The sequence below is a fragment of the Nitrosospira multiformis genome, assembly GCF_900110185.1.
GTDB lineage: Bacteria > Pseudomonadota > Gammaproteobacteria > Burkholderiales > Nitrosomonadaceae > Nitrosospira > Nitrosospira multiformis_A.
The window spans coordinates 295,139-318,952 of record NZ_FOCT01000003.1 but is presented as its reverse complement, the minus strand read 5'-3'; the positions used below and the strand labels follow the sequence as shown (position 1 = coordinate 318,952).

24 protein-coding genes and 1 tRNA gene are annotated in these 23,814 nt (G+C 50.5%); 6 read left to right on the top strand and 19 right to left on the bottom strand.

From position 1 onward, the window contains the following. Nucleotides 1–983: 983 nt before the first annotated feature. Nucleotides 984–1,226, top strand: coding sequence for a hypothetical protein (locus BMY01_RS05585; RefSeq protein WP_074745074.1), 243 nt, complete (start codon nucleotides 984–986; stop codon nucleotides 1,224–1,226). Nucleotides 1,227–1,516: 290 nt separating this feature from the next. On the opposite strand, the gene BMY01_RS05580 is transcribed toward BMY01_RS05585, so the two are convergent. The 8 genes from BMY01_RS05580 to BMY01_RS05545 all read right to left on the bottom strand — a co-directional run bounded on the left by BMY01_RS05580 (nucleotide 1,517) and on the right by BMY01_RS05545 (nucleotide 8,276). Then, entirely contained in the window at nucleotides 1,517–1,909 is a 393-nt protein-coding gene (locus tag BMY01_RS05580; RefSeq protein ID WP_074745073.1) for a hypothetical protein, read from the bottom strand. A gap of 125 nt (nucleotides 1,910–2,034) precedes the next feature. After that, a complete protein-coding gene (locus tag BMY01_RS05575) occupies nucleotides 2,035–2,556 on the bottom strand; it encodes a terminase small subunit (RefSeq protein WP_074745071.1) in 522 nt (173 codons plus the stop codon). Between the two features lie 152 nt (nucleotides 2,557–2,708). Continuing rightward, on the bottom strand, nucleotides 2,709–3,272 hold the full coding sequence (locus BMY01_RS05570; RefSeq protein ID WP_074745069.1) for a hypothetical protein: 564 nt from the start codon (nucleotides 3,270–3,272) through the stop codon (nucleotides 2,709–2,711). Beyond that, on the bottom strand, nucleotides 3,259–3,795 hold the full coding sequence (locus BMY01_RS05565) for a DUF3987 domain-containing protein (RefSeq protein WP_302848419.1): 537 nt from the start codon (nucleotides 3,793–3,795) through the stop codon (nucleotides 3,259–3,261). Before BMY01_RS05565 ends, BMY01_RS05570 begins: the two co-directional genes overlap by 14 nt. A gap of 14 nt (nucleotides 3,796–3,809) precedes the next feature. Beyond that, the gene (locus tag BMY01_RS05560; RefSeq protein WP_139176746.1) at nucleotides 3,810–5,822 is read right to left on the bottom strand and encodes a DUF3987 domain-containing protein; all 2,013 of its coding nucleotides are present in this window, start codon (nucleotides 5,820–5,822) and stop codon (nucleotides 3,810–3,812) included. Between the two features lie 122 nt (nucleotides 5,823–5,944). After that, a complete protein-coding gene (locus tag BMY01_RS17325; RefSeq protein WP_139176743.1) occupies nucleotides 5,945–6,241 on the bottom strand; it encodes a hypothetical protein in 297 nt (98 codons plus the stop codon). A gap of 680 nt (nucleotides 6,242–6,921) precedes the next feature. Beyond that, complete coding sequence (locus tag BMY01_RS05550) at nucleotides 6,922–7,200, bottom strand: hypothetical protein (RefSeq protein WP_139176741.1); 279 nt, start codon at nucleotides 7,198–7,200, stop codon at nucleotides 6,922–6,924. Then, on the bottom strand, nucleotides 7,197–8,276 hold the full coding sequence (locus tag BMY01_RS05545; protein WP_074745059.1) for a tyrosine-type recombinase/integrase: 1,080 nt from the start codon (nucleotides 8,274–8,276) through the stop codon (nucleotides 7,197–7,199). Before BMY01_RS05545 ends, BMY01_RS05550 begins: the two co-directional genes overlap by 4 nt. A 586-nt stretch (nucleotides 8,277–8,862) precedes the next feature. On the opposite strand from BMY01_RS05545, the gene BMY01_RS05540 reads away from it, so the two are divergent. Beyond that, nucleotides 8,863–10,611: a hypothetical protein gene (locus tag BMY01_RS05540; protein ID WP_074745057.1), complete on the top strand. Its 1,749-nt coding sequence runs from the start codon at nucleotides 8,863–8,865 to the stop codon at nucleotides 10,609–10,611. 499 nt (nucleotides 10,612–11,110) lie between these two features. Here the strand turns inward: BMY01_RS05540 and BMY01_RS05535 are convergent. From BMY01_RS05535 to rpsU, 5 genes are all read right to left on the bottom strand, one after another. Further along, nucleotides 11,111–11,187: transfer RNA gene (locus tag BMY01_RS05535), tRNA-Ile, on the bottom strand. Nucleotides 11,188–11,245: 58 nt separating this feature from the next. Continuing rightward, nucleotides 11,246–13,279: an RNA polymerase sigma factor RpoD gene (rpoD, locus tag BMY01_RS05530; protein WP_439331396.1), complete on the bottom strand. Its 2,034-nt coding sequence runs from the start codon at nucleotides 13,277–13,279 to the stop codon at nucleotides 11,246–11,248. Between the two features lie 263 nt (nucleotides 13,280–13,542). Beyond that, nucleotides 13,543–15,333: a DNA primase gene (gene dnaG, locus BMY01_RS05525; RefSeq protein WP_074745055.1), complete on the bottom strand. Its 1,791-nt coding sequence runs from the start codon at nucleotides 15,331–15,333 to the stop codon at nucleotides 13,543–13,545. 142 nt (nucleotides 15,334–15,475) lie between these two features. Further along, nucleotides 15,476–15,922 carry a GatB/YqeY domain-containing protein gene (locus BMY01_RS05520; protein ID WP_074745053.1) on the bottom strand — a complete coding sequence of 149 codons (447 nt, stop codon included), beginning with the start codon at nucleotides 15,920–15,922 and terminating at the stop codon, nucleotides 15,476–15,478. A gap of 69 nt (nucleotides 15,923–15,991) precedes the next feature. Next, nucleotides 15,992–16,204 carry a 30S ribosomal protein S21 gene (rpsU, locus tag BMY01_RS05515; RefSeq protein ID WP_004179462.1) on the bottom strand — a complete coding sequence of 71 codons (213 nt, stop codon included), beginning with the start codon at nucleotides 16,202–16,204 and terminating at the stop codon, nucleotides 15,992–15,994. A 144-nt stretch (nucleotides 16,205–16,348) separates the two neighbouring features. On the opposite strand from rpsU, the gene tsaD reads away from it, so the two are divergent. Further along, nucleotides 16,349–17,392 (top strand): tRNA (adenosine(37)-N6)-threonylcarbamoyltransferase complex transferase subunit TsaD, encoded by a 1,044-nt coding sequence (tsaD, locus tag BMY01_RS05510; RefSeq protein ID WP_074745051.1) that lies wholly within the window; start codon nucleotides 16,349–16,351, stop codon nucleotides 17,390–17,392. Between the two features lie 66 nt (nucleotides 17,393–17,458). Here tsaD and plsY read toward each other — a convergent pair whose 3' ends face one another. Further along, nucleotides 17,459–18,067 carry a glycerol-3-phosphate 1-O-acyltransferase PlsY gene (gene plsY, locus BMY01_RS05505; RefSeq protein ID WP_074745049.1) on the bottom strand — a complete coding sequence of 203 codons (609 nt, stop codon included), beginning with the start codon at nucleotides 18,065–18,067 and terminating at the stop codon, nucleotides 17,459–17,461. A gap of 120 nt (nucleotides 18,068–18,187) precedes the next feature. Between plsY and folB the strand changes: the two genes are divergently transcribed. Both folB and BMY01_RS18580 read left to right on the top strand, forming a co-directional pair. Next, complete coding sequence (gene folB / locus BMY01_RS05500) at nucleotides 18,188–18,547, top strand: dihydroneopterin aldolase (protein WP_074745047.1); 360 nt, start codon at nucleotides 18,188–18,190, stop codon at nucleotides 18,545–18,547. A gap of 148 nt (nucleotides 18,548–18,695) precedes the next feature. Further along, entirely contained in the window at nucleotides 18,696–18,821 is a 126-nt protein-coding gene (locus tag BMY01_RS18580; protein ID WP_302848418.1) for a hypothetical protein, read from the top strand. Nucleotides 18,822–18,987: 166 nt separating this feature from the next. On the opposite strand, the gene BMY01_RS05490 is transcribed toward BMY01_RS18580, so the two are convergent. Then, complete coding sequence (locus BMY01_RS05490; protein WP_074745043.1) at nucleotides 18,988–19,575, bottom strand: CBS domain-containing protein; 588 nt, start codon at nucleotides 19,573–19,575, stop codon at nucleotides 18,988–18,990. A gap of 446 nt (nucleotides 19,576–20,021) precedes the next feature. Between BMY01_RS05490 and BMY01_RS05485 the strand changes: the two genes are divergently transcribed. Continuing rightward, entirely contained in the window at nucleotides 20,022–20,207 is a 186-nt protein-coding gene (locus BMY01_RS05485) for a hypothetical protein (protein ID WP_074745041.1), read from the top strand. 65 nt (nucleotides 20,208–20,272) lie between these two features. Here BMY01_RS05485 and pyrF read toward each other — a convergent pair whose 3' ends face one another. From pyrF to rpsA, 4 genes are all read right to left on the bottom strand, one after another. Beyond that, entirely contained in the window at nucleotides 20,273–20,992 is a 720-nt protein-coding gene (pyrF, locus tag BMY01_RS05480) for an orotidine-5'-phosphate decarboxylase (RefSeq protein WP_074745160.1), read from the bottom strand. A gap of 43 nt (nucleotides 20,993–21,035) precedes the next feature. Beyond that, nucleotides 21,036–21,296 carry a LapA family protein gene (locus BMY01_RS05475; protein WP_254772619.1) on the bottom strand — a complete coding sequence of 87 codons (261 nt, stop codon included), beginning with the start codon at nucleotides 21,294–21,296 and terminating at the stop codon, nucleotides 21,036–21,038. A 158-nt stretch (nucleotides 21,297–21,454) separates the two neighbouring features. Beyond that, nucleotides 21,455–21,739: an integration host factor subunit beta gene (locus BMY01_RS05470; RefSeq protein ID WP_011381373.1), complete on the bottom strand. Its 285-nt coding sequence runs from the start codon at nucleotides 21,737–21,739 to the stop codon at nucleotides 21,455–21,457. Between the two features lie 8 nt (nucleotides 21,740–21,747). Then, nucleotides 21,748–23,463 (bottom strand): 30S ribosomal protein S1, encoded by a 1,716-nt coding sequence (rpsA, locus tag BMY01_RS05465; protein ID WP_074745039.1) that lies wholly within the window; start codon nucleotides 23,461–23,463, stop codon nucleotides 21,748–21,750. Nucleotides 23,464–23,814 lie beyond the last annotated feature (351 nt).

Sequence of the window (23,814 nt, the reverse complement as noted above, 5' to 3'; positions counted from 1 at the left end):
AACTCGCCTCTCACATCGGGATCACGACTTTCTACTGCATGCTGCCAAGCAATAATCGCGCATTAAAAATGCCTCGCCATTGCAAAACTGTACAGTCGAGAAACCAGGATATGCGGGCGTCACAAAGTATTTTTTTCATATCTGTTCCCTTCAAATAATAAAAGCGGTTCTCGGTTTTCCACAGAATCTGATGGATGGGACTGTGAATAAATAACTAGATTATTTTTCTTTCCCACATAACATTTCCGGTTTTACCAATCCCAACTTGATCGAGCGTTGAAGTACACGCTCCTTCAACTCCTCAACGTCCCTGGACGGCGCAAACGGTTTTTCGTCCTTACGCGTTCCATAGTATTGAAATTACCGCTGCCAACTAGGCTGACATCAAACGTCCTGCCCAAACTGTTGCGAGAGCAAGATGAGGTCATCTTTGGCGATGCAGGTTACCAGTTATGAGTATAAGCGGGGATCACGGCAGTTGGGGATACGCTGTGCGTGCAGGATAAGCGCAAGCCCGGGCAGAATCTCTCGTGACGGCAGAAGCAGCGCAACCGCAAACATTCCTCTATCCAAGCGCGAGTGGAGCATGTGTTCCGGGTGATAGAGCGGCAATTTGTATATACCAGGACGCTATCGTGAGATTTTGAGTATTTTCGTGGATGGCTGGAGGCTTCGCGAGGCTTAACCCTGTTTACTTATCGAGCTGCTAAGATTAAAAATTTGCTCCGAGCTAAGAACATGAATACTACGTATCCTTTCGATCTCTCTCCTAAGTCCATTAAGGTAGCCCGTAACGATGATGGTTCATACCAAGGATATTTGATAATTCGCCAATTTGATGAAGCTTCAAAACCCACTCCGTACGGGTTGAAGATACCGATACCTGGTGTATTTAACTCTAGTGTAAATCTCACTAAAGAGGGCGAGAAGCTTTATGATCGGTACATTAAAGGCTTAATTTCCGTTACGGCCATACCGAACAAATGAAATTGCGTGGCTATAAGATCATCGGAAAGGCACGATTTGATATCGCGCGGCTTAAATGGGAACCATCCCTCGAGATCAGAAAGATTGAAGAGCCTAACAAGGGGCAAACACAAATTTTTACAGGCTCACAAACTGCTTTTGCACGCAACCTATTTCCCATGGAAGATACTGCAGCGAAATTTGCGCTGGAGACTGGTAAAAGAATGGTTCTAGGGTTGGTAAATGGACTGGAGATATAGTTCTCCATCGAATATTTGAAGAGCTTTGGAAACACTTTGAAAGTAATGATAGAAACCGACGCTGCTGCTGTATGTGGAAGGGGGTAAGCTCCGATAGATATTTCACTCCCCCCACCGAGCTAGGCGCTTGCCCTTTGTGCCGGTTCCGCTGAATTGACAGTCTATGGTGCTGACCGTTAAGCTAGGATTTTCTACTTTAGACCGTTGCTGATTTTGGGGGCGAGTCAATCCCAGATCGGACTATGAATATCACTCTCCAGACACATACACACTAGTTATCTGTCATTATGCTAAAGCAATTCGACGCTTTTGAGAGATCTTTCGCCAATACCAATTTTTACGTTGGGAGAATCTGGGATTCGCTTATAGATGAAGCCGCAGTGAACGGTAGCAGCTATAAAAACACCATTAGTTACATATTCGCCAATTTGCTGCTGTGCTATATGTTTCAGTCCATAACTAGAATGTTTTTGGTTGATGGTTTTTATCTTCTGCTTGGACATTAACCAGTTGCAAACCATGACGAACATCTCAACGTTATCCAAAAGATTTTTCCTTTCTTCCAAAAATTTCTTTTTATACTCGGTCGAGCTCATCCCTTTACCTCTGCCATATATTCCTATACCGAAATTTGTTAAATCGGGAACCTTCTCCATTACCGCTTTAATATACTCACGTGACATAATTTCCCCTCTCTTTTAAATGCCCTAACCACCTAGTGCACACCATTCTCGACATAACCGAGCCTTTCCCAAACACCCTTGTTTCTTCCAAGCGTGCAGACATTGAAATAGATATTCGACAACTGTCATTCATACCGCTTTAAACACATCTCTGGAAAGACAAGCCCTAACTTGATCGATCGCTGTCGCACTCTTTCTTTCAATTCCTCAATATCTCTATAGGGTTCCGGCCCTTCAGGCTCCTTGTTGCCGAGGAACATACCAAACTCCTTTCCGATCAATGCAAGCGCCGCATTTGCAGCACCGAAATTCGGACGATAACCCGTAATCTCGCCTTCCTTGTTGAGTACCGGCTCTCCTCGCTTCGCTTTAAAAACGTTGTCAATAAGCTGGTTGAGAACCCACTCCTTGTCGATCGCCAGCGCTTCGCATGCTTTCGTGGTTGACATGGCGTGAAGCTTTTCACGTTCAATTAGAATCTCATCCCGGCGTTTGAGTATGTACGAATGTTGCTTGAGCAAACTGCTTGCCGAGCCCCTTGCGCCCTTCGGTGAGAATCCGGCGCCTGTGTAAGCCTTCTCCTGTGAAAGCCCATCCGCTAGCCCAGCGGCAAATCGTTCATGTCTAGCATTTTTCAAAATTGGCATAATCTTTCCCGCTCGTTATAGATCAGCTACTGTATCTACTTTCTAGCTAGCCCTGGCCTGCGTATCCAACCCGGTCGCTGATTCGGGTCATCCGGTCTAGGCCTATATCCCTCACATCGGCTCGGAAGGGTGGGTATCGTGGCAGTCGCGGCTCACACGATTTCACCTCGCGGAGCAGCAAGACAGAGCCCTTTTGCGGTGAGATTCGTACATTGGTTACAAAGCCGACGTTCATCACCGAGGTAAGCAGCTCGTCGAACTACTGCAGCTCGCCCAAGGAAGTAATCCCTCGCATTTGCATTGGTACGGCATTCTTCCAACACGAGCGCGATCATTTCCGGATCGGTTTCCCGAATGTGTGCTAACCATTCCCGGATCACCTTCTCCTCATTGTGGTTCAGAGGGGCAAGAGGTTTTCCAGATCCTGGTTGAGAAGGCTCTATCACGGCCCCGTTCGCCGCAGGAGAGCAAGATGCTTCGGCAATCGGATAATCTCCATAGTACTCAACCCACCATTTGAAGGAAGTTTGCGCCATATCACCCACAGCCAGGCAATCCAGGTTTACCGTTTCTTCTTTGCCAGGATTTGCTAATGCTAAAGGTGCTAATTCTGCTAATGGTTTGCCAGCCTGGTCCCTATCATTAGCAACTTTCGCAAGATTATCGTTAGCAGACTCCCTGTTTCCCCGTTTTCGGATCAGGTCAACAAGCGCCATTATTCCCCTCCTTGCTCAGCAGCCACGGATTTACGGCAACCATTTTTTTCTTGCCGTCCCGCACCAAACGCGCCCGCCCCAACTCTTCCAGTTCCCTCAAGGCCGCTTCGATGCTTGCTTTACTGCGTAGTCCGCCTGGTCCCCCTTGTTGCAACTTTGCGACTGGAACAAGATACGTTTGCTCCCGCCGACAATAATCAATCAGCCAAGTATCCAGTCGCGCCACGTCTGCCAGTTCTGCTGGTAACGCAAGCTCGCCGAAAAACCTACGTGCTTCATTCAAATGCCAAGCTGTGATCCGGCTCGCTGCTTCGACAAATTCCACTCGGACGGCACTACCCATGCCATGCTCGAATATCTGAAACAGTGTCGCCAGCCGTGCCACATTGTCAGCAGATTTGCTTGCCACGTCCCGAACGTCATACAGCTCTCCGCCGCTTGCAAGTTCTTTTTCAATCTCATTGTGATACTCCACCCAGGCAGCCTTTGCCTCAGGTGCAAGGGTTAGCATCGACGGTGTCAGTGCTCCATCATCGTCTAATCCAATGGCTGATTTAAGAGATCAGCGAGGCGCCGATTGAACGCGGTAAGGTGAGGCCAATTCTCTGGCGCTTCTGTGAAAGGACGAAAGCCTTGCGTCGATTCGGGCCAGGATGTAAGAAATCGCGCAAGAAACCCGGTACCCCGGGCAAGTGCCCCAGAACGGCCAAAGAACTCCCTCAAGGTCGGTTCCTGGACTTGCAAGGCGACAGTCAGGCGAGCCCCTCGGACAGCAAAGGAATCTGTTGTTTTCCTATCAATCGATAAGGGATTCCCATCCCAGAGTTGATTCAGCATGGCGAGATTTCGCATGACAGAATCCTTGCCCATGCCATGCGAGCCCAGAACGATCCCAGCTTCGGCAGATACAATCCCTCCCGAAGGCCACTGCGTTGCCAGTCCGTAAGCCAATGCCTCCGGTGTTGCGTCCGCATAAAGTAGTCGCGGCACTCTTTCGGGTTCAGGCTTTTGCTGTTCCAAATCGCGCAAAGCTGATTCGTCTTCTGCCGTTGGCTTGCTATTTTTGGCTAGTTGTTTGATTTTTTCCTTGATGCCATTATGTTTGGCTTCCCACGCCTGGATTGCTGCCTTGTAGTCTTTAAGAATCGGTTTTGCGATCTCGGCTTGCACCTCCTCGTAGTCGCGGATCGCTTTCATAAAAAACCCATCGCAGGTGGATTTCCGCTCACCTGAATCGGCTATGGTCAACAAGAACAGACCCACTGGACCAGAGAGTTTTTCTGCCCGCTTAATATCCGCATAAGCCTGGATCGCCACAGACAGCGCTGCCAATGCCGAAGACGCCACCAGTGGCAAGGGTGCTTTGACAAAGCCTGCGACTTCTTCCACGGCGGCATGGATGGAATGGGGAAGCGCGTCAAGCGGATAAGGTTCCGGCTCCACCTTGACGGCCATCGGTTGTGGTTCTGTCCATGGCTCGTATGGGTTCACCCCGCCCTGACCCGTCTGATCTGATTCTTCGTGGCCAAGCCGATCTACATCGGCGATGGTGTGAGGAAGTAGAGAAAATGTGTGAGTCCTTGCGGCTTCTATAGCATGCCTAACTGCATCCTTCCCACGCTCACTCCATATGTCCCAGAAGTCACAAGTACGTCCATCAAGCTCGGGAATCGCCACACGTGCATGAAAGGCATAAGCCGCATCTCTGGCTGCGCTTAAACCTACATTGGTCCCATCAGCTTTGATGTCGTTGTCTGCAATGAAGATGATTTCGGCATCAGGGGCAAGCCCAAGCACTGCTTCCGCAACAGCCTTAAGATTGCCTGCACTTAAGGCCGCCACCGATGTAATACCGGTTGAATTATGGCAGGCCGCCATAGTGGAGATTCCTTCGCCAATCAACACCTGCTTTGAACCCTTAATCTTTCCTATAGGGTGAAAACCTCCTGCCTTCCTGCCGTCCTTCAGGCTATCCTTTTTTCCATCCGTATTAATAGCCTCGATAGACCATACCTTGGTGTCGGCTTGAAAAATGGGTACCAGCAACGCATCATGCCATTCGCGTTGCGGCCAATATCCGCGCTTAATCCAAGTTCCAATTGGGGGGTTCTTTTTACTTTTAATGTAGAGATGGTTAGACGGGTCACCCGTTGCCGCCTCCAGGATCGAAGCTGCCTTTCGCTTGGCCGCCTCCTGCCTTTTCTGCTCTTCCTCTTCGTGAAGTGCTGGCCGCTCTGCAGCATCGCGACGTCGCGCCTCAATCCCTTCAGCAGAGGGTTTTGGCAAGGTTCCGTCACTGCGCCAACCATTGGTCTTTGCTTCGTGAAACAGGGTGCCTATACTTATACCCCCGCTTTGCTTAAACGAGCGCCAAGTAATCTTTGCCGTTTTTGGGTCGTATGAAGCGTCTTGCATGCTCCATTCATCCCAGATAACAAAGCCATCGTCGCCTAGCTCGGATTTGATGGCCATCCCCATCCTGGTCCACACGCCTCGATCGCGAGCAGAAATGTACTCCAGTGCGTCCCGGATAGTGCTGATCTCAGTCATCTGGGTTTCCCCCGTGGCACGATCCGAGCGGGGTGGCAGATCCCACAGCAATGGTAAGGATCATGCTCTCGCAATCTCCTGCACGCCACCCATTAGGTATAGGCAACTTTTTTTTGAGAGCATCATTTCCGATCCCCATTTTGCTGCGCATGTAGCCAGCGAAAATATGCCTCCTCATCCACTAATACCCGCCGACCGATCCGGACGAAGACACCAAAGTCGTGCATGCCATTACCCGGCACTATTCCACTAGTGGAAAATCGTGGACGTGATTTGAAGTGTTGATTGGTGATTGCTGACAGCGTTGTGAAGTTAGAATTACGCTCAGCAAATTTACGAAGGGTGTAAAGAGGACGTGGCGAAACCCCATTTATTTCGCTCTTTGCGACTTGCTCTACTTCATTGGATTTTACTTTCATGTTGAATCGTCTTTTCTAGAGTTGAAGAAGATTCTCATCACAATCCGGCAAGGTATAAAAAGGTAATCCGAGCTCCACAAAAATAAAAACCCGCTAACCTTGTATTGGCGCGGGTTTCGCTTCACGTTGGGGCCGTTGGCAAACTCTTGCACAAGGACGTTTGCCTAATTTGCCAACTCGCCTAACTGGATTTTAGCTAGGGGGATCCCAATTCCGAAGCACATGCCGGTAAATATAGTCAGCGCTAGGAATGATATGGGTTGGGGTCCGAACGTTATTGTCTTTACACCACCTGGCGAGTTCGTCTTTAATACTGTGTTTGGTGGGATTACACTGCATTTTTTGATATTTCTTCCATTCGATAGCTGCCTGAGCCTGTACTCTTAAGATCCAGTTCTTGGGCGGCTCAACCGTTGCGGCTTTAGCTCCGAATTCTTGTTCGATTAAATCGCATTCATACTTAGAGTACATGCATATTTCCCTGCCTTGAGTCACTATCCGAACCGGAAAATCCGGCCTCAGGTTCGCGATTTTTGCTTTCGCATCCTCTTTACCTATAAGCTTCGACCACTTATCCATCAGTTGCTGGTACGTTAACCATCGGTTCGGCGGGTCATAGGATTCCATTTCAGAACGCGAAAAATAGCGCAAGTGGAGGTTCTGACGTATTTCTTCCCATTCTATTGTTTCCCCCGCGTCAACCGTTCAAATAACTCCAGCGCTCTTCTCATATCTTCGTCATTCTGAAAATAAGACTTAAACCCTCCCTCGTTTGCTTCAAACCAGTCAAGAGAATCCTCATCCAGATCATCCAGATCTTCATCAAAGTAGTGGTACCCCCCGAAGAAAATCCACATTGCAAATTCTTCGAAGGTTGTTTCCCGATATCGCCTCTTTACTATATCTGCCGCTGCGAGGTAAGGAATCAAATCATCTGGCCTACCAGCCACCATATTCATTTCCCCACTCCCAGCCGGGCTGCGAGTTTCTCTCCCGTAGCAACAATATGCCCCTCCGACAGGTGGGAATATCGCGCCACCATTTGCATTGTTCGATGTCCAAGCACCTTGGCAATTTCCACGAGCGAGACGCCGCTCATGGCAAGATATGAAGCAGCCGTGTGGCGAAGGTCGTGCCAGTGAAAGTCCTTGATGTCGGCTTTCTTCAAAGCGCCCTCCCACTGAGCGCGCAGGTCGAGATACTGAGCCTTTTTGGCGTATTTGGTTGGTGGAAAGATGCGGTCATCTTTCAAATTGCGTACCTTGGCACGCTCCTGTAATAAAGTGAATGCCTCACCCACCAGCGCCAGTGCGCGTTTGTCACCATTCTTGGTCTTGTCAAGCGTTATCACTTGCCGCTTGAAGTCGATCTGATGCCAGCGTAAGGTCATGATCTCCGCTTGCCTAGCCCCGGTGGTTAATGCCAGCACTACCGCGAGATAGAGATCAGGGTGTGGTAGGCAGGCATCCAATAGGCGGGGACGTTCTTCGTCAGTGAGGAACCTGACCCTGCCCTCCCCTTCTTTTGGTTTGGTCACACGCTCACAAGGGTTGCGCTCAATCCATTCCATTCTGACTCCATAACTTAAACAGGAGGAAAGTGCGGCAAGATAGCGGTTAACGGTAGAGCCGGTGCGCAAACTTCGTTGTCGCTTGGCATCCAGTTCGGGATTACCAGTGGCGGGAGTGGCAAAGCGAGAAGTGGCCTCACTCAGCAGCTTATCGCGTTCCTTGTTGATTCGCGATGGGGTGATTTTATCCAGCAGGTCATTACCAAATATCTTGCGCCAATGGCCAAGGCATTTGATGTTTTTGGCATGAACCTGATATTCGTCCGCGAGATCGTTGAATGTGCGACGCTTGCTTTGCCCGAAGTGCCGACCAGCACGAATAGCGGTTTCAGTTTTGGCTGCCCATTCCTTGGCGTCCGTTAAACGCTGAAAACTTGCAGTTTCCGGCGGATAACCTTTTAGTCGGATTTGTACACGATAGGTTACGTCCCCATCACGCCCGCTTCTTCTTTGTATTGTTGCCATGATTTCCCTCTTGTAAAAAAGACGGGCGAATCATAGAGCAAAGAGGAAAAAATAACAACAAGGGATATATAGACTTATGGGCTATATTTATAACCATATGTCCTGGCTATGTTTTTATTTCATAGAAGATATATTTGGCACAATATTGGCACAGTTAAGGTAACAAGAGAGCATAAAAGGAGTAGTTGCGATGATTAGATGACATAGATAATAAATCTGATGGTAGTTTTGGATGTGTTCTTTCGTCAGGGGGATACTGTTAAATTTCCCCCATTTCTAAGCAAACACTTAAGCGGGGAAAGCGCTTAACCTATTTTCACGCGTCAGGAGCACCTAATTACAATGAATTTACTCGCCTACTAATATCTCCTTACGGGTTTGATTAACCTCGTTACACTGCCCACCTGCTGTCCTCTGGGGGTTTCTACGCCCTTTCCTTTTGTAATACCCCTACCAATACTCAGGCGTACCTTCGTCCAATGCCCACTATTAGCTAACGTCAGTATAATCGCATGCAATCCACGCTCGTTTTTATTTCGCGGGAAACTAGCGTAATAGAATATAAACTTACACCTAAATATTTCTAATGACTAAGAAGAAACAATCTGCCAGTAGTCTAGACGATGAAAATATCGCTAAAGGGACGGAAAAAATATTCGAACGAAGCTCCGGATTTTTGGTATTAGGATTAACAGGCAGAACCGGAAGCGGATGCTCTACCGTTGCTGAACTACTCTGTAAATCATCGTTTCAGGAATTACAGTGGCGAGCTCTACCTAACCCCCCAACCAACCACGAAGACCGAAAGGATAGGATCGTTGAACATTGGCTGAAAGAACGATGGACGAAATTTCGTAAGATTCAAGTCAGCCAAGTCATTCTAAGTTTTGCCCTTGAGGCAGACCCTGATGAATTTACGGCACAATTCCGTAGTAAACCGCCGTCTAAATTGCGTGCTGCACTAGAAGAAGCGCATCATGCAGCTTCGAAGAGTCTGAAAACACTTTCGCATGTTTCTACTGCGGCACGGGACGCAATAATTGATGCGGACAAATTTTATTTTAATACGCTTCCTAACTTAGCCACAGAATTAAAAGATTTTCTTTCCTTAAGCGCGTATACAGCCCTGTTTCAGCAATTGGGAGATAACGTGCGAAGATCGGGTTCACCGTTAAAAAAAGAAATAGATCCCGAGAATTTATTTGCAATTCCGAGACGCATAGAAAAACTAATAGAGTTAGGTCAGCGCTCTAACGAGCTTACATCGACCATATGCCACTACTTCGTTATTGACGCCATCCGTCATCCGTATGAAATTCATTATCTGAGGGAAAAAATCAACCGGCTCTTCATTATCGCCGTAACGACAGATGAAGAATCGAGGCAGCATCGCCTTTTGCACCGAGCCGTACTTAAAAGCAGCGAAATAAAGGCCTTGGATGATAAAGAATATCCAAAAAACAAACGCAATCTAACTGGATACGATCAATTTGTGTCGCAAAACATACAAGATTGTATAAGTGCTGCAGACATCTATATCTCTAATATTGGGTACGGATCGGAACTAACCGATTTGCACGATCTGACCAGAAACTTATGCCGTTATATAGCTCTGGCCCAACATCCAGGACTCGTCACGCCAACACCAGAAGAGCGTTGCATGCAAGCAGCCTTTGCCGTGCGATTAAACTCCGGATGTATTTCTAGGCAGGTCGGAGCTGTAATAACTGATGAGACATTTTCCATAAAGGCGGTAGGATGGAATGACGTGCCACTAGGACAAGTTCCCTGTTTGCTACGCTACTCACATGATCTTTATACCAAACAAAAAGACTACGAAGCATTCAGTAAATTCGAATTGACTGATAAGGAGTTCAGAGAGAAAGGACTAGGCGCGATTCCAGCGGTAGCGTCAAAGCGCGAAGAGATTCATGGTCGTCATATAACCTATTGCTTTAAGTCTGTATATAACGAATTGGTAGGGGAGAAGAACCAAGTCCATACTCGATCGCTTCATGCAGAAGAGAACGCGTTTTTGCAGATTTCGAAATCTGGCGGCCAAGGTATCTCGGCAGGATTTCTTTTCTCCACTGCCAGTCCTTGTGAACTGTGTGCAAAAAAAGCTTATCAGTTAGGGATTAGCCGAGTCTATTATATTGATCCTTATCCCGGAATTTCTGCGTCGCACATCTTCGGAGCAGGTAAAAATCCGCCTGATGTAATTTTGTTTTCTGGAGTAATTGGTCGAGCTTACCACCAACTCTACGAACCCATCATGCCCTATAAGGATGAAATGGCAACCCTATTACTGCAACAACCTCTACCTACTATGTAACATTCATCCAGGTGCTAGCTTAAGGTAGCTCTTTTGATGCGTGTCTTCTTAATAAGACTAGGAGGGATAAGGAATTTTCAGTCAAAATCATCATCTCCATTTTGCCCGCAAACTCATCATTAGATTTGCAAGCCGTAGCACCGTAATTCGGTCGCCACTTTGCACCTGTTGAAAGTCAGATTATTACAGCGACACCGCTGCTTGGCGTTGAGTAACGTTTAGGGAATCACCGGACAGGTGCTCTCAGATAGAACGTTACCCGCTGTCAAATCCCTTCTGCTACCTGTCTTGCATCAGCCAACGGACAGGCTTTTCACCCCAGTACGAACACATTAGCTCTGAGTAGCTTCATCAAGTTACCCAATCTTACCCACACCTTTTGTCGTCTAGCTTATTGGAACGCGCGTCTTAAGGAAAGGATAGCCATTGCTTGGTGTGCCAAAATTGTGCCAACTATCAAAAAGAAAACGGCCTTCATCTCTGAAGGCCGCATATTTACTGGTGGGTCTGGTTGGACTCGAACCAACGACCAAGGGATTATGAGTCCCCTGCTCTAACCGACTGAGCTACAGACCCTCTTACAACTTTAAAACTCTTATCTTGGAACTGTATTGAACTAGCCACTGAAGGCTGATCAGCCTTCAGTATCCAGGAAGCTGCGCAGGCGCTCGGAACGGGACGGATGGCGTAGCTTGCGCAGTGCCTTGGCCTCAATCTGACGGATGCGCTCACGCGTCACGTCGAACTGCTTGCCGACTTCCTCCAGCGTATGGTCTGTATTCATTTCGATGCCGAAACGCATGCGCAGTACTTTTGCTTCGCGCGGAGTCAGCGAATCCAGTATATCTTTTGTAACATCGCGCAGGCTGGCGTAAACCGCCGCATCCGCGGGTGCCATGGTAGCTGAATCTTCGATGAAATCTCCGAGATGAGAATCTTCGTCATCCCCGATCGGGGTCTCCATGGAAATCGGTTCCTTGGAAATCTTGAGGATTTTACGAATCTTCTCTTCCGGCATTTCCATTTTCTGGGCGAGGACGGCGGGCTCCGGCTCCTGTCCGGTTTCCTGCAGGATCTGGCGGGAAATGCGGTTCATCTTGTTGATCGTTTCGATCATATGCACCGGGATACGGATGGTACGCGCCTGATCCGCGATGGAACGTGTGATGGCCTGACGAATCCACCAGGTTGCGTAGGTGGAAAACTTGTATCCCCGCCGGTATTCGAATTTGTCCACTGCCTTCATCAGGCCGATGTTGCCTTCCTGAATGAGATCGAGGAACTGCAATCCCCGGTTGGTATATTTTTTGGCGATGGAAATCACCAGTCGCAAGTTTGCTTCGGTCATTTCACGTTTGGCCCGGCGCGCCTTCGCCTCACCCGTGGACATGCGGCGGTTGATTTCCTTGAGTTCCTTCAAGGGAATGCCTACCTGCTTTTGCAGTGCCAGCAGATTCTGTTGCTGTTCCACAATCTCGGGACGATAACGTTCCAGGGCTGCGCTGTAGGGTTTGCCAAGCGCAATCTCCTCATCCACCCAGTTCAGGTTGCTCTCGTTACCGGGGAAGGTCTTGATGAAGTGGTTACGCGACATTCCCACCTTGCTTACGCAAAGCTCCATTATTTTTCGTTCGTAACCGCGCATTTCATCTACCAGTGCACGTTGTGTATCACACAGCCGTTCAACCATTTTGGCAGAGAAACGGATAGCCATCAGCTCGGATGAAATCTGCTCCTGGATGTCTTTATAAGCTTTGTTGCCTGATCCTTTCTTTTCGAGCACCTTCTGCATCTCGTCATAAGCCTTTTGAACCACTGCAAAACGCTCTAGCGCGTCATTTTTCAGCTTGAGGAGGTTGGCATTTGCAACTGCGGTGACATCCTCGTCTTCTCCTGCATCCGAGTTCAATTCCTGTTCCAGGGATTCATCGGAAATCTCTTCGCTAATAATCTCCTCTGTGCTGGGATCGAGCAACCCATCCACCAGCTCATCCACGCGCATCTCGTCTTTCGACACTCTGTCGGCAAATTCGAGAATTCCGGCTATGGTTGTCGGACAGGCGGAAATCGCCTGTATCATGTGCTTCAGGCCGTCCTCGATACGTTTTGCGATTTCGATTTCGCTCTCACGCGTCAGCAGTTCCACGGAACCCATTTCGCGCATATACATCCGGACAGGGTCGGTTGTGCGTCCGAACTCCGAATCCACAGTGGAAAGCGCGGCTTCCGCTTCCTCCACCACATCCTCATCGGCTACGGTAGGGGCAGTTTCAGACATGAGCAGCGTTTCCGCGTCGGGCGCTTCGTCATAAACTGAAATCCCGACGTCGTTGATCATGCTGATGATGTTCTCGATCTGCTCCGCGTCGAGCATATCGTCGGGGAGATGATCATTGATTTCGGCGTAAGTGAGATAGCCGCGCTCCTTCCCCTGCACGATCAGATTCTTGAGACGCATGCGGCGCGCCTCGAGCTCCTGGGAGGCGGCGGCTTTTTCCGGATCCTTGGCGTGCGAGTTTTTTCCTTCCCGGGGCGCTCTTGATCTTGCGATCTTGCCATTGGCGAGAACAGGCTCTTTCGCCGCCATCACTGCCTTCGCAATCTCGGTCACCTGCTCCGGAGCTTTAGCCATTGAATCTGTTTCCGTTTCACTGTCATTTTCGAACATTTCTTCATCCACCCTCGTCAGTTCTTTTGCTGCTGCTTCTTTCGCCTGCGCTCTCAACAGCTTCTTCATATCTTCAGATTCCTTGATTGCCATCCGAACCTCGCCCTCAGGTTGACCCGAAACTTCGGCAGACACAGCCATCTTTGCTTTTACCGCTGTTTGGACTTGTGTCCGGGTTTGACTGCGTTCTTTCCGTTGAAAAGTAAAATTTTTCCATTATATCAGAACATGCTTGTATTCGTACCACAGCTAACAATTCTGCTTCACGGCATCGCCATTCGCTGAAGCTCCTGCCTTTCCTCGGGGGTAAGGGTGCTCAGGGATTTATTGTGCAGCACTGCCATGCGTTGCTTGCGTTTCATCTCATGTAATCGCGCCATCGCTCCGGCAAATTCCGCTTCCAGGTCGATCTCGCCGTCCCAGCCAAGTGTTTTGCTTGCCGCCTGTTCAAGGAGCGCCCGATAGGGACTATCGCGGAAATGAATAGTCATCAAAGGTATCGATGTGCCTTCTCCCATATGGGGGTGGGCGTCGATAAATTCAACGAGCGCCACCAACGCTGCTACTTCTTTCTCATATTCCTGGTCATATGCAAGCAGTTCCCTGTCGAGCTTCTGGATATAGGCAGGGTGGTACAACAATATCTGGAGCAGCCATTCGTAGGGAGAAACAGGCTTGGGACGAGAAGGCTTTTCGCGCACCGGAAAAGCGGTAACCCGTCTGATCTTCAAAATACCCTCCAACTCGGCCTCACTCAGACCACTGAGCTCCGTCAATCGCTTCCCCAGCATCAATGCAAGCCCGGGTGCGGCAATTCGCGCCAGCAGGGGTTTGGCATCCTGCACCAGCTTGGCACGCCCCTCGCTACTTTTGAGGTCGGTTCGCGCCGACAGTTCCCTGAAAAGAAAAACAGATAGAGGCAATGTTTGCTCAAGCAGCTTTTCGAAGGCGCTCCTGCCATGGTTGCGGATGTAACTGTCAGGATCCTCACCCTCTGGCAGAAAAAGAAAACTGATGCTCTTGCCGTCGGCAAGCTGTGCGAGGCTGTCCTCCAGCGCGCGCCAGGCCGCTTTTTTTCCAGCGCTGTCTGCATCAAAGCAAAAGACAATATTATCGGTCTGGCGCAGCAGCTTCTGGATATGGTAAGGCGTGGTGGCAGTGCCCAGGGTAGCCACCGCGTATTCGATTCCATGCTGGGAAAGAGCCACTACATCCATGTAGCCCTCCACTACGATAACCTTTCCCGCTTCCCGGATCGCCCGCCGGGCGCCAAAGAGATTGTAGAGCTCGCGCCCTTTCTGGAATAGGGGCGTTTCCGGGGAATTGAGATACTTGGGCTCCCCTTTCTCCAGCACTCTGCCACCAAATCCGACAATCATCCCTTTGAGGTTGACGATGGGAAACATGATGCGATCGCGAAACCGGTCATAACACTTGCCTCCGTCACCCTCGACCATCAATCCGGCCTGTATCAGCAGGCGTTTCCTGACATTCTCCGGCTGCCCGGGGAATGGAGTGTGCAGGTTCTGCCAGCCCGCGGGCGCATATCCGATGCCAAAACGCGCAGCGGTTGCACCCGTCAAGCCGCGCTGCTTCAGATAGTCGATCGCATTTTTCGAAAGCTTGAGCTGCTCCCGGTAAAAACGCGCGGCAACCTTCATTACTTCAAGCAACGCACCCGGGGAGTGCTCTGTTCCTTCTATTCCCTCTGTTCTTTGTAGCTTTGCCCGTGCAGAATCTGATTGACCTGATCCCGTTTCAGCTTGCACAGGGACCTGGAGCCCGACTCGGGCCGCAAGTTCATTCACAGCCTCCACGAAGTGCATGCCCCCGTACTCCATCACGAAACCAATGGCATTACCGTGGGCGCCGCAACCGAAACAATGATAAAACTGCTTGGTGGGACTTACCGTGAAGGAGGGGGTTTTTTCACTATGAAATGGGCAGCAGGCGCTGTAGTTCGCACCTGCTCTCCTGAGAGGCACATCGCGCTCGATGACGTCGACAATGTCTGTCCGGTCGAGCAGTTCCTGAATGAATGATTGTGAAATCATTTATGACAGATCAGGCAAGCATGTGGAGAGTGGAGCGCCGACAGAAAATTCACTTGCGCGAGAAAAGAGCACTCCACTTTTTTTGATACATGCAGTACTTGCAATTGAAGTCCGCTACCTCAATGAGGCCGCAAGCGATGTGTCAGATGGCGAGTCTGATCTTGACCAGAGCAGATACTTTGCTCATATCCGCCCGCCCCGAAAGCCTGGGCTTGAGCAGCGCCATTACCCGCCCCATATCCTGTTGTCCCCTGGCGCCGACAGCGGAAATCGCTTCAGCGACAGCACATTCCACCTCGTTATCGCTCAATGCCTGGGGCATGTAGGACTGCAGCACCTCCATTTCATACTTCTCTGCATCCGCGAGATCCTGCCGGTGAGCTGCTTCATATTGGACAATGGAGTCCCTGCGCTGCTTGAGCATTTTTTCGATAACAGCAACGACGGCCGCATCGTCCAGCTCTTTGCGCTCATCCACCTCACGCTGCTTTATCGCGGCCTGCAACAGCCGGATCGCATCACGCCGCCGCGCATCACCCGCTCGCATCGCGGCTTTCATATCTTCGGTTATTTGCTGTTTCAGACTCACGGCGGCCGAACGGAAATTTACAGAGATTTACGGATAACTGATAACTGCTTATTTTTCGACTGACTTGAACTAGTAAAGTTTCGGTGGAAGCAACTGGCTGCGCAGGCGCTTGTAGGTCCGTTTTACTGCTGCCGCCAGTTTGCGCTTGCGCTCGGCGGTCGGTTTTTCGTAAAATTCCCTGGCACGCAATTCGGTTAGCAGGCCTGTTTTCTCTATCGTGCGCTTAAAGCGGCGCATTGCAACTTCAAAGGGCTCGTTTTCCTTGACTTTAATAGTGGTCATGAAGAGGGGGTTCCTTTCCTGAAAATGTTGATCAATAAAAAAGTGACAACTGGGTCTTCGTCTAAATATAGACAGCCCACTATTATATAACAAGTAACAATTCCTAAAAAACTCCTGTAAAGAATCTGATTCTCCCTGCCTCAATTGCTCGTACTCGGAATTGAAACCTCCTGCGATGAAACGGGTGTCGCGCTTTATCACACCCGGCAGGGCTTACTCAGCCATGCGCTATATTCACAAACCGAAATGCACGGGGAATATGGCGGGGTAGTTCCCGAACTCGCCTCCCGCGACCACATCAGGCGGTTGCTGCCCCTCATCCGGCAGATATTTGCGGAAGCCGGCCTCACACTGCGAGATCTGGATGCCATCGCATACACCCGAGGCCCAGGACTTGCCGGCGCCTTGCTCGTAGGTGCAAGCGTGGCAGCCGCGCTTGGTTTTGCGCTCAAAGTTCCCGTGCTGGGGATTCACCACCTCGAAGGCCATCTTTTATCTCCTCTGCTCTCCGACCCCGCCCCTGCTTTTCCGTTCGTAGCGCTGCTTGTATCGGGGGGCCATACGCAACTGATGGAAGTGACCGGCCTGGGGCAGTACCGATTGCTTGGCGAAACTGTAGACGATGCGGCAGGAGAAGCCTTCGACAAGACGGCCAAGCTGCTCGGTCTGGGTTATCCAGGAGGGCCCGCGCTTTCCCGGCTGGCGGATGAATTTTCCCGGTCAGGCCAATCCGTGCGCTTCGAGCTTCCACGCCCCATGCTCCACAGCGGCGATTTCAATTTCAGCTTCAGTGGCCTCAAAACAGCCGTGCTGACGCTGGTGAACAAACACGAGATGACACCCCAGACTCGCGGTGCGATCGCACAGGCTTTCCAGGAGGCGGCAGTCGAAGTGCTGACCGAGAAATCGCTTGCGGCACTTGCAAAAACGGGACTTACCCAACTGGTGGTGGCTGGCGGGGTGGGAGCCAATCGCCGGCTGAGGAGCAATCTCGACTCCAGGACAGGAACGATTGGCGCTACGGTATATTATCCGAAACTCGAATTCTGCACTGACAACGGGGCGATGATCGCATTTGCGGGAGCAATGCGCCTGGAATCTGGAGAATCTGAAAGTTCAAGGCTTGGCAAGTTTACGATAAACGCCCGCTGGGATCTGGAAATGCAGGAAATCGGGCGGGAAGCATAGATGCCATCGGCTTCCGCACTTGTTCTGCTCGCCGGACGATAGCCGGGAAGGCGGATTGCCCAGCCCTCAAGAGGTACTGCGCTTGCCAATGCGCGATTCCCTGCCAGCGATCAGGCCGGCGATATTTGACTTATGCCGCCAGATGAGCAGCAGGGACATGATGAAAACTACAAGGGTGCGCGCTTCGAAGCCGAGAAAAAATAAGGCATAGAATGGCGCCAGGCTTGCTGCCGCTATTGCCGCCAGCGATGAAAAACGCCAGATCACCGCTACTGCGAGCCAGATTGTGACCGCCAGCAATCCCATCCAGGGATTGAATCCCAGCAGTATTCCCAGCGCGGTTGCCACTCCCTTTCCACCCCTGAAATGCAGAAACACGGGAAACAGGTGACCTAGAAAAACCGCCAGGGCTGCTGCCGCAACTGCCTCGTTACCCAACTCCAGAAGAGGTGCAAAATACTCCGCCAACGCGACCGCAAGCCAGCCTTTGCCTGCGTCCCCCAGCAATGTAAATATCGCTGCGGATTTTTTCCCGGAGCGAAGGACATTCGTGGCACCGGGGTTGCCTGAGCCGTACGTGCGCGGGTCAGGCAGCTGAAAGAATCGGCTCGCCAGCACGCCAAAGGAAATCGAACCCAGCAAATATGCTGGTAGAATCAAAGCTATCAGCGTCATGTCGTTAGCGCCCTTAGGAACCGCTGAACAAATCCCTCGTAAATAGAATAAAATCCCCTACTGATTCTACTTGAAAAACAGCTTCGGTAATGTTGCTCGCCGATGCTTTAATGCTTAACAATGGATATCATCTTCCTGCACGAACTCAAAGTTAAAACGCTGATTGGAATTTACCCGTGGGAACTCAAAGTTGCGCAGACGATCCAGCTCGATCTGGAGATCGCATTGCCTACGAGCCGGGCCTGTCAGACCGACAATTTCGAGGACGCGCTGGATTATGCCTTTATCGTGCAGCGCATTCATCAGGTCCTTTCCGAAAGACATTTTTCCCTGCTTGAAGCCTTGGCCGAGCACATCGCGCAGACCATCCTGCTCGAATTCAAATCACCGTGGATCAAGGTAAGCGTGGCGAAACTGAGCGCAATTCGCGGTGTAAAAAAAGTAGGTGTGCGCATCGAACGCACATCATGCGGCAATTAAGGCCCCTGGAAGCATCTCGGTAAGCGCTTACCTCACGCAGGTGAAGCACTTCTATTACGATACTCTTTCCGCCATCGATATTGGTTCCAGGAGTTGACCCGCACTTCCCTTTCTCCAACGCGGCCAAGAGAAGACAAGGCTTCCGAACGTGAACGAGCGCATGCCTGAGGTGCCTGGCATGCTGCCGCTCCAGGTACTCAGCGCGGATATTTCACCAACCAGCCTGGGAATTGTAGAAAGCAGTATGAACATGAGTTCGATCAACCCGGGCTGAAATCCGGTTTGTATCATCGGCCTTCACGGGCATTGACGGGTGTTTTGTGGCATTTTTGCCTCCCGCTTCGCGCCAATAGGAACCCAGCTACTGAGTCGGCGCGGAATAGGCAAATCTACTCTCAAAACACGTCGCCATTATCCCGTGATTCGATGAAATATCCAGGCTAGCCTGCTGCGAGCGCCGCCTCTATTTCGGTAAAGGTCCTGGCAATTTCCATTGAAGGAATGGTAGTGCCAAGCTGCTTTTCGATTTGCGTCAAGGAAAACATCCCGCAAACGGTGGGCTGGCCATCCACGCCATTCTCTATTACCAAGGTATGCTGCCGTCCGGTGTCACACAGACTGGCGATGATATTCCCGACTCTTGCATGCTGGATTTCTGACATGTGAATGGCTTCCAGCCGATCCAAAGGGGTCATGATGTCGGAAACGAGAATTTCATTGTGCTTGACGCACCTTTCCTGAATGAAACGCAGCGGTTTTTCCCCCAGGATATCGGTCGCGGTGATGATGCCTGCGAGAAGCTTGTCCCGATTCAAAACAAGCAGAGATCGTATTCCGCGCAGCATCATATAGGCATTAGCCGACTCCATGGTCACATCCGGCTCGATTACAGCAGCCGGAATATGCCGTAAGTCGGTCATTACAGCGAGTGCGGGTGATGTGAGAGTTACCGGTTCAGGCTGGGCTGGCGTTGCGACCCGTACAGCGCCCGTGAGACGCTGCGCCGGGAGGAGATGATAGTCGGACATAGCGATATCCTCCACGTTAGGGAGGGAATACGCTTGAAATCAGTGAAATCGAATTCAAGCATTCCCCCAAATCTAACTCTACGCCCACCTTCACAAAGGGTCAATGCGACTTTTTGTAACGCCGGAATATAGCAAACCGCAAAAAGAGCCTCTCTATCAGGTACGCTGCTTAGCCCATCCTTTCATCCATGCATTCGGAGTACAAAGCTACCCGTGCTTCCCGGCAGAAAAAATCTGTTGCGGACGCAAAACCGTCAGCGTGTGCTTGATCCAACCTTATGTGGGAAAACGAACAGAGGCGCGTAGCCAAACTGTAGAAGATTGCTCTCACGCTTATCGCAGAGATGGTTCCGATTAATCTGTCCAGTTTGCGGTTTGCGGCAGGCTCGATTAGAACATTCAGTAATAGCTACTCTATCTGACAGTTTCTTTCGTGGAGAACGTATATGAAAAACGCATACAGGGGCTTCGATCTCAATACTGCCGAATTTGATAATTGGCTTGAACCTGCCACTACCCGGATGACAAAGCATGCAAAATCAAATAAAAACAAACTCTGGGGTGACTTCGAAGGTAGCCGGATAAACCGAAAGAAAAAGCGCGACGCTAGAGCCGACTTGTGGGCGAAATAGAGAGCGATTTTTTTCTTAAATCAACAAGCCCTTCGACAGATTTCTGGGCGCAGGCTTCATCTCCCTCAGAAATTGTCGAAGTGACTGACATCCCTGATATCTTCGATATCCTTGTTCAGCCGGCTCAGCATCGCCACCGGTTCAATCGCCTGGGTAATAGGTCTGCCAATAACAAGATAGTCCGATCCGTTCTCAATCGCCTGGCGAGGGGTTGATATCCTCCGCTGTTCGTCCGGGAAACTATCGGCTGGCCGTATTCCCGGGGTGACCAGACAAAAGTCCGCGCCTATCGCATTCCTCAGTCTGGACGTTTCGAGCGGGGAACATACGACCCCATCCAGGCCGCAATCCCGAGTGAGCGCTGCAAGGCGCTGCACCACGTCCTGGGGTTCGCCCTTCAGACCCACTTCATCGAGATCGCTCTGATCCATGCTGGTCAGCAGCGTCACTGCGATGAGCCTGACCGAGCCCGGCGGCACAGCCTCACGAGCTGCTGCCAGCATTCTTCTTCCGCCCAGCGCATGCACGTTCATCATCCACACTCCCAAAGCTGCGGCTGTCCTGCACGCATTTGCCACGGTAGTGGGAATATCGTGGAATTTCAGATCGAGGAAGATCTCGAAACCTTTACCCATCATCTTTTCCACCAACTGCGGTCCGGCAGCGGTAAAAAGCTCTTTGCCGACTTTAAGCCGGCATAGCGAGGGATCCAGACGGGCTACAAGATCGAGTGCGGATGTTGAGTTCGGAAAATCCAGGGCGACGATAATACGAGGATCATTCATATGCAATTTATCGGAAATGGAAATACAGGAAGGTACAGTTGATTTACAAATGAACGTCCGTGACGTCATATTTTCTCCGGTATGAGGCGAGTTGCCGTCTTTGCCTGAATACGATGGCGAGACAGGACGCAGCGCCAAACATCACCCCCAGCGCAAAGAAAAACAATATTACCAGTACCAGCGGTGCCGTCCATTCATAACCGAAGTAATAATAAAGCGTTACCGGTTCGACATTTCTCACGGCAAAGCCCAACAGGAGGAGAAACAGTACAATCCGCAGGAACCATATCAGATAACGCATCATCAGTTTTTCCGGAAGAACTCGCGTTGACAGCGGGAGCATTGCTCAGACCAGGACGACGCCGCGCAGGTAATCAGCCTGGAGCGTGTCCACGTGCATAAAAAAGCGGCATGATCTTTCAATCATGCCGCCATTATATCCATCCGTTCAATTCGCGTTTTTCAGTTTTTCTGATCCACCCGCTCCCTCATCTCCTTTCCTGCCTTGAAATGAGGGACATATTTTTCCGGTACCCGAACTTTTTCTCCCGATTTCGGGTTGCGCCCGACACGCGGGGGACGATAGTTCAGATCGAAACTGCCAAATCCGCGAATTTCAATACGCTGCCCTTGTGACAAACTCTTCGCCATCGCGTCAAGTATAACCTTGACTGCCAGCTCGGCATCTTTTGTTCCCAGTTGAGGATGGCGAGCTGCAAGCCTCGCGATCAGTTCAGACTTTGTCATGATGCCCTTTATTGTTCCGTATTCTTAACATCCATCTTGGCTTTGAGCAAAGCACCCAGACTGGTGGTTCCCGCGCTGGCGGATGCGTCACCTGCCACCTTCTGCATCGCGTCGGATTCCTCCGCCATATCCTTCGCCTTGATCGAAAGATTAATGCCGCGATTTTTGCGATCGACGTTAATGATCATCGCCTCAACCACATCACCTTCCTTCAAATGGGAACGAATGTCCTCAACCCGGTCGCGCGACACCTCTGAGGCGCGCAGATAACCTTCGACATCATTCTCGAGTGAAATCACGGCACCCTTCGCATCAATCGACTTTACCGTACCTTTGACAACACTGTTCTTGTCATGAACCGAGACAAAGCTGTTAAAGGGATCACCTTCCAGTTGCTTGATGCCAAGCGAGATACGCTCGCGCTCCACATCGATGGACAACACGACTGCCTCGACCTCGTCACCCTTCTTGTAATTGCGCACGGCTTCTTCCCCCGGCTGATTCCAGGAAAGATCGGAAAGATGTACCAGCCCGTCTATCCCGCCTTGCAACCCGATAAAGACGCCGAAATCCGTAATGGATTTGATCTGACCCCGCACCTTGTCGCCTTTTTGATGATTCATGGCGAAATCTTCCCACGGATTCACTTTGCACTGCTTCATGCCAAGCGAGATGCGCCGCCGCTCCTCATCGATCTCAAGAATCATCACTTCCACTTCATCGCCCAATTGCACCACTTTGGACGGGTACACGTTCTTGTTGGTCCAATCCATTTCGGAGACATGCACGAGGCCTTCAATGCCTTGCTCGATTTCAACAAACGCGCCGTAATCGGTAAGATTGCTGACTTTGCCGAACAACCGAGTATGGGGCGGATAACGTCGTGACAATCCTACCCACGGATCTTCCGTCAATTGCTTCATACCCAGCGAAACGCGGTTTTTTTCCTGATCGAATTTGAGGACTTTTGCGGTTACTTCATCACCGACACTGATGACTTCGGAGGGATGCTTTACCCGGCGCCACGCAAGATCGGTAATGTGCAGCAAGCCGTCTATGCCCCCCAGATCCACGAATGCGCCGTAATCGGTAATATTCTTGACAATACCCTTGACGATGGCGCCTTCGGTCAGATTGGCGAGCAATGTCTGGCGGTCGGCGCCCTGGGTTTCTTCCAGCACTGCGCGGCGAGACACCACCACGTTGTTTCGCTTCCGGTCAAGTTTGATAACCTTGAATTCCATCTCCTTGTTTTCGTAAGGAGTCGTATCCTTGACCGGCCGGATATCCACCAGCGAGCCGGGCAGAAAGGCGCGAATGCCATTGATCATGGCAGTCAACCCACCTTTGACCTTGCCGCTCACGACACCCGATACGATGGCGCCGCTTTCCATTGCAGCCTCCAGATCATGCCAGGCGGTAAGGCGCTTTGCTTTGTCCCGTGACAGGCGGGTTTCGCCATAGCCATCTTCCAGCGCCTCGATGGCGACGCTGACGAAATCGCCGGGCTTGGCTTCAACTTCGCCCTTGTCGTTCTTGAATTCGTCGACGGGGATGAAACTCTCTGATTTGAGTCCGGCGTTTACGACTACGATGTTGTAATCGACCCGGACGACCTGCGCGGTGATGACTTCACCGATACGCATTTCCTGACGGGAAAGGCTTTCTTCAAATAACGCTGCAAAACTTTCGGAAGAATCGACAGCGGGGGAAACAGTGGCCATTGTAAGAACACCTGAATGTGTCCCATCAAAACCTATAGGTTTTCATGGGGTTAGGGTTAATAATAGCTGCCCTGATGGTTCTCTTCTTTCTGAGAGCCATAATGATATGGCAGCGCTCGTATTACCGATGTTTCAACTGCTCGGACATTCGAAATATCCAGCTTCAACTACACTTCCTGCTCTGGTTCATCCTGAATCCGGTTGCCCGGCATTCGACGCGATTGAATGCGAAAAAACACAAATGATCCGGGGAATGGACTTTTTTACGTGTTCCTGTCACTCAGGAGCGCTTGAAGCCAAGCGAGGGCGAGCTTACAGGATTTGACGGATGGAACCTCTTGATGGATAAAA